This is a genomic window from Streptomyces sp. NPDC025638 (genome assembly GCF_055558775.1).
The window spans coordinates 331683-341431 of the sequence record NZ_JBVHLX010000013.1 but is presented as its reverse complement, the minus strand read 5'-3'; the positions used below and the strand labels follow the sequence as shown (position 1 = coordinate 341431).

Annotated in this window: 17 protein-coding genes; 14 read left to right on the top strand and 3 right to left on the bottom strand. The window is 68.2% G+C overall.

Annotation, left to right across the window (positions count from 1 at the left end; translation table 11 throughout):
- Positions 1–124 precede the first annotated feature (124 nt).
- The 8 genes from ACZ4EG_RS31885 to ACZ4EG_RS31850 all read left to right on the top strand — a co-directional run bounded on the left by ACZ4EG_RS31885 (position 125) and on the right by ACZ4EG_RS31850 (position 4716).
- On the top strand, positions 125–757 hold the full coding sequence (locus tag ACZ4EG_RS31885) for a DUF2637 domain-containing protein (RefSeq protein WP_467793055.1): 633 nt from the start codon (positions 125–127) through the stop codon (positions 755–757).
- 20 nt (positions 758–777) lie between these two features.
- Positions 778–963 carry a mobile element transfer protein gene (locus ACZ4EG_RS31880; RefSeq protein WP_467793054.1) on the top strand — a complete coding sequence of 62 codons (186 nt, stop codon included), beginning with the start codon at positions 778–780 and terminating at the stop codon, positions 961–963.
- 20 nt (positions 964–983) lie between these two features.
- Entirely contained in the window at positions 984–1295 is a 312-nt protein-coding gene (locus tag ACZ4EG_RS31875) for a SpdD protein (protein WP_467793053.1), read from the top strand.
- A gap of 329 nt (positions 1296–1624) precedes the next feature.
- Positions 1625–1807: a hypothetical protein gene (locus ACZ4EG_RS31870; RefSeq protein WP_467793052.1), complete on the top strand. Its 183-nt coding sequence runs from the start codon at positions 1625–1627 to the stop codon at positions 1805–1807.
- A 5-nt stretch (positions 1808–1812) separates the two neighbouring features.
- Positions 1813–1983, top strand: coding sequence for a hypothetical protein (locus ACZ4EG_RS31865; protein ID WP_467793051.1), 171 nt, complete (start codon positions 1813–1815; stop codon positions 1981–1983).
- Positions 1980–3380, top strand: a complete 1401-nt coding sequence (repSA, locus tag ACZ4EG_RS31860) for a replication initiator protein RepSA (protein WP_467793050.1) — start codon at positions 1980–1982, stop codon at positions 3378–3380. The genes ACZ4EG_RS31865 and repSA overlap by 4 nt, the downstream gene beginning before the upstream one ends.
- Positions 3380–3592: an excisionase family DNA-binding protein gene (locus ACZ4EG_RS31855; RefSeq protein WP_467793049.1), complete on the top strand. Its 213-nt coding sequence runs from the start codon at positions 3380–3382 to the stop codon at positions 3590–3592. Before repSA ends, ACZ4EG_RS31855 begins: the two co-directional genes overlap by 1 nt.
- Positions 3592–4716 (top strand): tyrosine-type recombinase/integrase, encoded by a 1125-nt coding sequence (locus ACZ4EG_RS31850; protein WP_467793048.1) that lies wholly within the window; start codon positions 3592–3594, stop codon positions 4714–4716. The genes ACZ4EG_RS31855 and ACZ4EG_RS31850 overlap by 1 nt, the downstream gene beginning before the upstream one ends.
- Positions 4717–4996: 280 nt before the next feature.
- On the opposite strand, the gene ACZ4EG_RS31845 is transcribed toward ACZ4EG_RS31850, so the two are convergent.
- The 3 genes from ACZ4EG_RS31845 to ACZ4EG_RS31835 form a co-directional block, all read right to left on the bottom strand.
- The gene (locus ACZ4EG_RS31845) at positions 4997–6280 is read right to left on the bottom strand and encodes a tyrosine-type recombinase/integrase (RefSeq protein WP_467793047.1); all 1284 of its coding nucleotides are present in this window, start codon (positions 6278–6280) and stop codon (positions 4997–4999) included.
- Positions 6270–6524 (bottom strand): hypothetical protein, encoded by a 255-nt coding sequence (locus tag ACZ4EG_RS31840; protein WP_467793046.1) that lies wholly within the window; start codon positions 6522–6524, stop codon positions 6270–6272. Before ACZ4EG_RS31840 ends, ACZ4EG_RS31845 begins: the two co-directional genes overlap by 11 nt.
- A gap of 184 nt (positions 6525–6708) precedes the next feature.
- The gene (locus tag ACZ4EG_RS31835) at positions 6709–7083 is read right to left on the bottom strand and encodes a helix-turn-helix domain-containing protein (RefSeq protein WP_467793045.1); all 375 of its coding nucleotides are present in this window, start codon (positions 7081–7083) and stop codon (positions 6709–6711) included.
- 269 nt (positions 7084–7352) lie between these two features.
- Here ACZ4EG_RS31835 and ACZ4EG_RS31830 point away from each other — a divergent pair, with 269 nt between their 5' ends.
- From ACZ4EG_RS31830 to ACZ4EG_RS31805, 6 genes are all read left to right on the top strand, one after another.
- Positions 7353–7661: an XRE family transcriptional regulator gene (locus ACZ4EG_RS31830; RefSeq protein WP_467793044.1), complete on the top strand. Its 309-nt coding sequence runs from the start codon at positions 7353–7355 to the stop codon at positions 7659–7661.
- A complete protein-coding gene (locus ACZ4EG_RS31825; protein ID WP_467793043.1) occupies positions 7639–7875 on the top strand; it encodes a hypothetical protein in 237 nt (78 codons plus the stop codon). The genes ACZ4EG_RS31830 and ACZ4EG_RS31825 overlap by 23 nt, the downstream gene beginning before the upstream one ends.
- A 140-nt stretch (positions 7876–8015) precedes the next feature.
- Positions 8016–8378 carry a hypothetical protein gene (locus tag ACZ4EG_RS31820; protein WP_467793042.1) on the top strand — a complete coding sequence of 121 codons (363 nt, stop codon included), beginning with the start codon at positions 8016–8018 and terminating at the stop codon, positions 8376–8378.
- Positions 8375–9154 carry a hypothetical protein gene (locus tag ACZ4EG_RS31815; RefSeq protein ID WP_467793041.1) on the top strand — a complete coding sequence of 260 codons (780 nt, stop codon included), beginning with the start codon at positions 8375–8377 and terminating at the stop codon, positions 9152–9154. Before ACZ4EG_RS31820 ends, ACZ4EG_RS31815 begins: the two co-directional genes overlap by 4 nt.
- Complete coding sequence (locus ACZ4EG_RS31810) at positions 9148–9372, top strand: hypothetical protein (protein ID WP_467793040.1); 225 nt, start codon at positions 9148–9150, stop codon at positions 9370–9372. The genes ACZ4EG_RS31815 and ACZ4EG_RS31810 overlap by 7 nt, the downstream gene beginning before the upstream one ends.
- Positions 9369–9737, top strand: a complete 369-nt coding sequence (locus tag ACZ4EG_RS31805; RefSeq protein ID WP_467793039.1) for a hypothetical protein — start codon at positions 9369–9371, stop codon at positions 9735–9737. The genes ACZ4EG_RS31810 and ACZ4EG_RS31805 overlap by 4 nt, the downstream gene beginning before the upstream one ends.
- Positions 9738–9749 lie beyond the last annotated feature (12 nt).

Genomic DNA, 9749 nt, shown 5'->3' with positions numbered 1-9749 from the left:
TCGGGTCTGTGCCTGAACTGCTTCGGCTCCGGCGAAGCCCCCGCCGACTGAACCCCGCTGGGACGGGGCGGCCGGAATCGACAACCGCCCCGCCTGGCCCAACACCCCTGAAGGAGGTGAGGACATGGCCCGCTCGATCCGCCCGGACGCTGTTCTCGTACAGGCCGTGATCGCCGGAGCGTTGTCCTTCGCCCACCTACACGACCTCGCGGCCGCTGCCGGGCAGGCGGGCTGGAAGGCATGGGCCTATCCGATCAGCGTCGACCTGCTCATGGTCGCGGCTTGGCGCCGACTGCGGGCGCACCGCTCTCGGCTGGCCTGGTGCTGGTTCCTGACCGCCCTGGTTGCCTCGCTCGGCGCCAACGTCGCCACGGCCGGCTTCCTCGACCTGGCCCACCCGCCCGCTCTGCTCCGCCTCGGCATCGCCGGATGGCCCGCACTCGCCTTCCTCGGCGGCACCCTGCTCGCCCACACACCCGACCGGACCCCGGATCACGCGACTGTTCCTCCGGCCCCCGCTGCCCCGGCCCCGGCTGCGGCATCGGACCCGAAACCCGAACCGGTCGCCATTCCGGAGCCGGCTCCGGCTCTGCCCGCGGCTGTTGCCGCGGTGCCTCCGGCGCTGATCGACCACGCCCGGAAGCTCGCCGCCGACCACCGCACCCGTACCGGAACGGACATCGACACCGCCACCCTGCGCGCCCGCCTCGGCGTCCCGGAAGACCTCGCCGGCGCGATCGCTGCCCAACTCGCCTGACAGACAAGGAGGTACAGCCCGTGCGCCCGAACCGCTTCTACGACGTGATCCAGATGGGGCCCGTCAAGGTCGGCACCTTCAACAACGGCCGTGGCCAGACCAAGCACGCCGCTGCCTGCACGGCCCCCAACTGCGGGTTCTCCACAGAGCACCGCGACCGGTCGGCTGCCGAACTCTCCGCCCGCACCCACCGCTGCACCCCCTGACCCGGAAGGGAGATCCAACCGTGTTCACCCCGAAGTACCCGCCCCAAGACACCGCCCCGGCCCCGGCCACCAAGCCGACGACCACCGCACCGGCCCCGGTCCCTGCCTCGACCGCTCCGGCTCCGGTCCCGGTCGCCCCGGCCTCGAACCGGCCGACGGTCCAGCTCACCCCGGGCACCGTGCTCGCCCTCGTCGGCGGCGGCACCGCCGTGGTCCTCGTCGTCGGCGCGGTCCTGGTCTCCATGCTCCTCGCGGTCGCGATCACCGCCATGTCCGTGGCCGTGTGCGCGGTCGTCCTCCGCTCGCTCCTCAACCAGGAAAGGAAGCACTGACATGCGCTTCTTCAACCGCAAGCCCGATCCCGAGCCCGCCCGCGACGAACGCATGGTCGAACTGGGCCGGGACTACGCGATCGCCCGCCGCCACCGCGACACCAAGCCATGAACCGGATCATGCGCGAGATCGGCACCGACAAGGACGTGTCCGACCTGAGTGACTTCCGTGAGGGCCAGGAGTCCTACGACTCCATCCCGCCCGTCCCGCGCGGACGCAACCGCCGCAGCAAGTAACGGCCCCCGGGGCGGCTCTCTCGCCAAAGATCCGCCGCCCCGGGCGCCTGCACCTCTTCCAGATCCAACGGACCCGAAAGGGAAGCCTCATCATGCCCCAGCACGCCCGGAACACGCGCGTCTGCCGCGACTGCGACGGCTTCGCCACCGCCGCTATCGCCACCGGCACCCGCAACGCCGACGGCACCCGCGCCACCCTCCGCGTGAACTGCCCGACCTGCAAGGGAACCGGCCACAGCACCCCCACCCCCGCCTTCGTCCGGGTCGGGAGGTGAGTGCCGTGGCGCTCCTGGACTGGCGCTCGCCTGAGCACTTCGACCACACCGGCGACCAGCCGTGCGTGATCTGCACCAAGCCCACCCCGCTGCGCTCCGACCGCGGCAAGCCCGTGCACAAGGTGTGCGCGGAGGAGTGGATCGACCGTCACCCGCCCGAGGAGGACAACGCGTGAGCAATGCCGCCACCGCGGCGGGCCTGGACCCGACCACCCTCAACGACCTGCTGAGGCTGGCCGGGTCCACCGGCTTCGACCGCGTCCAAGAGCAGATCCGCCGCACCGGAGGCTGCTCCGACCCCATCCACCTCCAGGGCTCGACCGTCACCCGCGACCGGGCCACCGGGCACGTCCTGCACCACTACTCGACCGACACCGAACCCGGCGGCCGGCTCCGCATTGCCTGCGGCAACCGCCGCGCATCCCGCTGCCCGGCCTGCGCCTGGACCTACGCCGGCGACACCTACCACCTCATCCGCGCCGGCCTCGTCGGCGACCCCGACAAAGGCACCCCACACACCATCCGCGACCACCCGCGGGTCTTCGCCACCCTCACCGCCCCCTCGTTCGGGCCCGTCCACAACCGGCCCGGCACACGGCCATGCCGCTGCGGCACCCGACACGGCGAGGACGCCGCGGAGCTGGGCACCCCGCTCGATCCGGAGATGTACGACTACGCGGGCGCGGTGCTGTGGAACAACCACGCCTCCGACCTGTGGCGCTACTTCACGATCTACCTCCGCCGTGAGATCGCCCGCCACGCCGGCCTCACCCAGAAAGACGCCCTGGAACAGTCCCGAGTCTCCTTCGGCAAGGTCGCCGAGTACCAAAAGCGCGGGGCCGTGCACTTTCACGCGGTGATCCGTTTCGACGGACCGGGCGGGCCGGACGATCCGCCGCCTGCTTGGGCCACCCTCGACCTCCTCACCGACGCGATCCACGCCGCTGCCGCCCGCGTCGCGGTCGACGTCGACCCGGCCGGGGACCAACCGGCACGCACCCTCACCTGGGGCACCCAGCTCGACGTGCAGCCGATTGGCGCCTTCGGCCATGGCGAAGAGATCACGGAACAGGCCGTCGCCTCCTACGTCGCCAAGTACGCCACCAAAGCCGCCGAAACCACCGGCACCGTCGACCGCCGCATCGGCAACAAAGAGGCCCTGGTCCTCCTCGACGTGCCCGACCACCCCGCCCGGCTGATCGAAGCGTGCCTGGACCTGCACGCGCTCTATCCGGATCGCAAGCTCCGGGACTGGGCCCACATGCTGGGCTTCCGCGGCCACTTCTCGACCAAGTCCCGCCGCTACTCGACCACCCTTGGCGCCTTACGCCAGGTGCGTGCCGACTACCGCGCCGCCCAGCAACGCCAAGCCCTTGGCCTGCCGCCCGACCTCGACGACGAGACCGAGGCAACCACCCTCACCCTCGCCCACTGGACCTACGCCGGCCACGGCCACACTCCCGGCGAATCCTGGCTCGCCGCCAACATCCGCCGCGACATCGAGCGCAACCGTGAAACCGCACGCGAAGCCATGGCTGACATGCCGGATCGCGAGATGGAGGGGGAGTGGTGATGGCTGATCAACTCTTGGACGTCAAGCAGGTCGCCGCTCGCCTTGGTACAGGCGTCCGCTTCCCTCGTCGGCTGATCGAGGAACGCCGCATCGCCTTCGTCAAGGTCGGTCGCAACGTCCGCATCTCGGAAAGCGTGCTCGACGAGTACATCGCCGCGAACACTGTGCAGCCGGTGACCGTCCACCCTGGCGAACTCAGGAGGGTTGCCTGATGGCGAACAACCAGGGCAAGCGTCGCCGGTTCGGCTCGGTCCGTCAGCTCAAGTCCGGTCGGTGGCAGGTCCGTTACCGAGATCCGAACACGGGACAGCTCCGCAGCGCAGAGAAGACGTACGCCACCAAGACCGACGCGGAAGTCGCATTGGCCTTGATCGAGGCGGACATCACTCGCGGGCATTGGGCCGACCCTGATGCGGGCAAGGTCCACTTCGGTGAGTACGCCATGGCATGGCTCCGGGATCGCAAGCTTGAGGACCGGACGCGTGAGCGGCACGAGTCGGTGATCCGGCTGCACCTGCTGCCCACCTTCGGTGAGCACTCGCTGTCCTCGATCACCACGGCACAGGTGCGGGCCTGGCGTACGGAATGGCTCACCCGGACCGGTGAGCCGACCGTGGTCAAGGCGTACCAGATCATGAGGGCGGTCCTCAATACGGCCATTGATGACGAGTTGATCCGGCGCAACCCGTGCCGGATCAAGGGCGCCGACCGCTATGACGTGCCGGAGCGGCCGATCCTCAGCGTGGCCGAGGTGTTCGCCGTGGCCGATGCGATGATCCCGCGCTACCGGCTGCTTGTCCTGCTGGCTGCCTTCACCGGGCTGCGCTTCGGGGAGCTGGCTTCCCTGCGCCGGCGGGACATCGACACGGAGAACGGTGCGCTCATGGTCCGCCGTTCACAGGCTGAGATGCAGACCGGCGCTCTCTTCGACAAGGCGCCCAAGTCGGCTGCGGGTGTCCGTCCGGTGGCCTTTCCGACCGAACTCATGGCGGACGTGACGGGGCACCTGGAGAGCTTTGCTGGGTCCGGGCGTGACGGTCATGTCTTCGTCGGCCCCCAGGGAGGTCGGCTCCGGCGGAGCAACTTCCGGGACGACTGGATCAACGCGCGCGCCAAAGCGGGCATCACGGCAGACGTGCACTTCCACGATCTTCGACACACCGGGAACACCCTCGCCGCCTCCGGCGCGAGCCTGCGTGAGCTGATGACCAGGATGGGGCACAGCACGCCCCGCGCTGCGTTGATCTATCAGCACATGGTCAACGGCCGTGACCGCGAGATCGCTGATCGGCTCGGCTCGATGATCCGCAAAGAGCGGGGCGATGTGGCACCGTAGTGGCATTTCTGGCACGTGTGTGGCACGGCCGTGATCACGGCAAAGGGCCAGTTCGAGGGGATCATGCCCCTGAACTGGCCCTTAGTCGTGTGCCCCCGGCAGGATTCGAACCTGCGACACCCGCTTTAGGAGAAAGCGTAAAGCGATCATGAGCGTCGGTGAGGTTGAGTGAACCTCAATGAGCCCGAACCTGCGGCAGCTTGGCCAGCATAAACGGTATGAGTGAGATCCGGTGAGGGCCGGTGAGGGGGCGTTGTGGACTCTTTGTGGACTCCCACCCCTACACCGCCTTGAGGACTCGAACAGCGGACTTCTCAGGCGCCATGACGGCGAGCACCTGAGCGGCCACATCCTCGGAGCTGTGCTGATACAGCCACGTCACCTTCGACCCACGGTCGTGACCCATCACCGTCTGAACGTCCTTCTCCGGAACCCCGAGATCCTTCAACCGGGTAGCGAACACATGCCGCAGATCGTGCACCCGCGGCCACCACTCATCCCGGCCCGTCTCCTCATTCCGTACCTTCCGCGCCAGGCCAGCAGCCTGAATCGCAGGGATCCACGTCCTGCGGAAGTTGTGCCGGGTAAGAGTGCCGCCGTTGGGCCCGCGGAACACCAGCTCCTTCGGATGCAGGTCCCGCCCGTCCCCGATCGGGGAGACGGTCTCCACCGGCTTGAAACGGGCAGCCATCGTCCGCACGGCCTCAACAGCCGCCGGAGTGAGAGGCACCGTGCGGAAGCCAGCGGCCGACTTGGGAGCCGCCTTGCGGAACAGGGTCCCCCGGTCCTCAGTGAGCACTTCCTTTACCTTGAGGTGCTTAGCATCCAGGTCAACGTGCCCCCACCGCAGGCCGGTCGCCTCACCCCAGCGCATCCCCGTCTCTTCGAGGAAGACGACGAGCGGCCGGTACCACACGCCGACATGTTCACGGATCAGCGCGCACTGCTCCCGGGACGGCGGCCGCGTGTCCTCGGTGTCCTTCTTCGGCGCCGCCCCAATCTCCACCTCGGCGGCCGGGTTGAACGGGATCCGCTTGCCGTCCTTCACCGCGGAGCGCAGCATCTGGTTCAGCAGCTCCAGCACCTTCTTGCGGGTGTGGTAGCCCTTCACCTCGGCCGTGACCCACTTCTGGAGTTCGATGTACTCCAGGTCGCACAGCCGCCACTGGCCCCACTTCGGCTCGATGTGGTGGCGCCAGTTGGAGAGTTTGCGGTTGGTCGTCGTGACGGCCTTCTTCGGCTGCGCCGGCCACCACAGGTCCCACCACTGGGAGATGGTGATCTCGCCGCGTTTCGGGTCGCCGTACTCGCGGCGCCTGACCCTGGAGCGGACGTCGTCGAGGAACGCCTCGGCTGCTTTCTTCCCGCCGTCTGCGATGGGGAAGTTCTTGGAGCACTGCTTTCCGGCCGGGTCCCGATAGCGGGCCTGCCATGGGCCGGTGCAGTCCCGTCGCCGTCTGCGGTCGCTGTACTTCTCGCCGGGCGGGTACACGTCCATGCAGCGGGCACAGCCGCATGCCTTGGACGGCACCTGCCGTGGGTTGTTGACGGTCCTACGCCCCATGTCGGATCACCGTCTGCTCTCCGTTCTCTCGCTGCTCGGGTACGTATGCGAGGAGCCGGACGGGCTCCCCGCAGAAGCAGCGTGCACCGGAGGGGGGCTGTTCGGCGGCGAGTTCGGTGAGGACCCTGCGGACGGCGCGGATGGCGTACTGGCCTTCGAAGTGCGCGGGGATCTGGATCACGTTGCGGTCGGCGTCATACGGGACGGTCGGCCAGGTGGAGACGTACTGGACACGGACGCACATGCCGGACCCCCGGAACGCAGGCGACAGGATGGTAGCCGTGGGGGAGGTCATCGGCCGTGCGCTTGAAGGTACTCCTTGCATGGCGGATTCGCGACCGTTCGGAGCTTCTCCGTGCGCATAAATGCACGCTGAGTGAGCGCCGCGATTTAGCTGAGACACGCGAGAGGCCCGAAGGGTTGTACGCCTAGCCCTGCTTCGTCCGGTTCGCCTCGGACAGCGCTCGCATCTCGATCTCCTTGGCCCGCTGCTGCTCTTCGGTCAGCTCGCGGAAGTACTCCAGGACCCTGGCCTCACGGTCGGAGTCGAGGGGGCCGGGGGCACGACGGCCGGCGGCCTTGAAGATCTCGTCTTCGGTGAAGTCTGGGAAGGCCTGGTGGAGGGCGCGCAGGTTGTCGCGGTTCGGCCCGCGTCCGGTGCCTCGGGTGCGGTTCGCCCAGGAGCTGACCGCTGCTGGAGAGACGCCGATGCGGCGCGCGACTTCGCTCCAGCTGACGCCGTGTGTCGACTTCAGACGGGCGAGTAGCTGCGCCAGGTCTTCGGTGCGCTCCTCATGCTCCACGCGCCAAGAGTGCATGCTGATCTTCTACTTTTGCAAGTGAAAGTAGAAGCGTGGCGTGATACCGACGCGTCGCGTGACCTCCCCGTCGCACGCCGTCGCCGCCGTCATATGCGCACACCATAGGACACGCATTCGAATCGCGTCACCCCACCGAGCAACCCACCGAAACTCACGCACACTCACTTGACCTCACCGACACTGACACAGTAGAAATGTATCAACGGCGACGCCAAGCCGCACCGCAGTCCCCAACAGGCGTGAGGCCACACATGACCGACCTGATCCGCAAGGACGAAGGCCAGCCACTCAGAGCCGCAATGGAGCGGACCGGAGTGACCCAGGTCGACCTTGCCGAAAAGACGCGAACCGTCGACATCCGCGGACAGGGCGTCAGCCTCGCCACCGTCATCAAGGTCACCGGCCGCGGAAAGACCGCAGCCAAAAAGTGCCGGCTCCGCACCGCATGGCTCATCACCACAGCACTCGACGAGCCCCTCCAACGGCACTTCGACATGCCCTCAGTTTCAACTGACACAGTAGAAAGGTCTACCCCCCATGGCGACTCAGACCCTCGCTGAGCGCTCCAAGACGCTCGCCCCCACCGGGCTCACGCCGCTCCTGACCACCGCCCAGCTCATGGCCTACTACGGCGTCTCCAACTGGACCGTCAATGAGTGGGTCAAAGCCGGATGCCCGCTGGAGGACACCCCGTTCCGCGGCCGGCGCTTCGACCTGGACCGCGTGAAGACGTGGGTGTCCCAGCAGAGCCAGCAGCTCCCCGCGAGCGCCTGAACAACCCCTGAACGCGCCGAAGGGCCGCTCCGACTTCCCGGCCTGAGCGACCCAACGACTCGGCAATCCACCAGATCCCATCGAAGGAGTGGATCACCTTGAGCAATCCTACTGATCTTCCCGGCAGAAGCGTCCTCGTGATGACGCTGCCGAAGGCGCGACTGACGTTCACCGAGGCGCAGGTTGCGCGCCGCCGCAACGAAGTCGCCTACGAGACGACGGTCACCGAGAAGGAGCTGCCTCAGACGCACGTCGCGTGGGAGGCGCTGCCGGACCGGGTGCTGGTGACGGCAACGGACATGAACGTCCTCGCCGACTGGCTGTTCGTGATGGGCGGCCCGGTCACGACGACGGTTCTGCCGTGGGGTCAGACGGTGTGGACGCTGCACACGCGGACGTGGTCGGACTCTGAGGGGTTTCCGCCGGTGCGGGTGCATGTGTCGGTGACGGTGGCGTCGGACGAGTCGGTGATGGATGAGGTTCGTCTGGCGGTGCGGCGATGAACGCGAAGCTGGTGAATGCTGCGGCCGCGGTGATTGTCCGGTCGATGGAGAACGGGCGGAAGACGCCGGCTGGTTGGGCGATGGGTCTGGAGGCGGCCGGGCTGTTGCGGTCGCCGGAGTTGTTCCTGGCGCTGTACGACGGGGTGGAGCCGGAGCTGTTCACGACGGTTGAGGCGGCCCGCGAGTACTGCGACGACATTGCCCCGGTCGACGCTCACGGGAAGTGCTGGGACTGGACGGTCAACGAGTACGGGGTTCATGTCCAGTTTTGGACGCATCCGGACGATGACCGGCCGTTGTCGGAGACGTCGGGGACTGTGACGCCGGTTGTGGTGCAGGGCGTCGAGCCGTTGCCGGGGTTGGCGGCTGAGGTGGCGGTGGCGTCGGATGCGGTTGGTTTGGCTGAGCGTGCGGTTGCGGAGTTGCGGCGGGAGCACGAGGAGAACGCCCGCCTGCGGGACCGGGTCGCCGAGTTGGAGCAGGACCACGCTGACGCCGTCGAGGTGAGCGAGCTCCTGAACCGGGCGCTGCATGGCGAGAAGCTGGCGGGGTCGGCCTTGTACGCGGCGCTGACGATGCCGACCACCCCGGAGCAGCGGCAGGCTGCGCTGGACCGGTTCACTGCGGTTGCTCAGCGGACTGGGCAGGCGCACGGGCCGGCCGAGCAGATCACGCAGACGCAGACGCTTGCGCTGGAAGACCCGCACGACAGCCCGCTGCATCACGACTACCGCGTGGGCCGGGACCTGCCCGAGCTGGGCGGTGCGACGTGCTGACGCTCTTCGCTGATCTCACTCCGGCTGCCGCTGTCTGTCTCGCGGTGTCGCTGTTCAGCGGCTCGATGATCCCGTTCTTCCTGCTGGTCGACGTCGACTTCGCGCCGGTGTGGCAGGCGTTGGCGGCTGCTGCGGGCTCGTCTCGTGAGGCGTTCCGGGACGCGGCCGCTCTGATCCTCCTCCTCACCACCTCCCCGAAGGGAGCGATGGCGGCATGACAACCGCGATCCGCCTGAAGGTCGTGCGCTACCAGTGCCCGCACTGCCGCCGCACCCATGCCAAGAAGGCTCCTGCAGAGGCGCACATCGCGCGCTGCTGGTACAACCCGGCCGCCCGTGGCTGCAAGACGTGCCGCCACTTCAGCCCGGAGTCCGAGGGACCGTACCCGCAGCACCCCCCGATTCCCGAGGAGTGCTGGGCGGGCCGCAAGTTGCTGTCCGGCCCGCACACCGGGTGCCCGTTGTGGGCGCCGCAGACCGTGCCGTGTGCGGAGTGCACCGCCCCGGTCCCGGCGGGGACGACGTTCTGTTCGCCCCGCTGCCGCAACGCAGCCGACCGACACGACGAGGACGGGGATATCTGATGCTGCAGAACT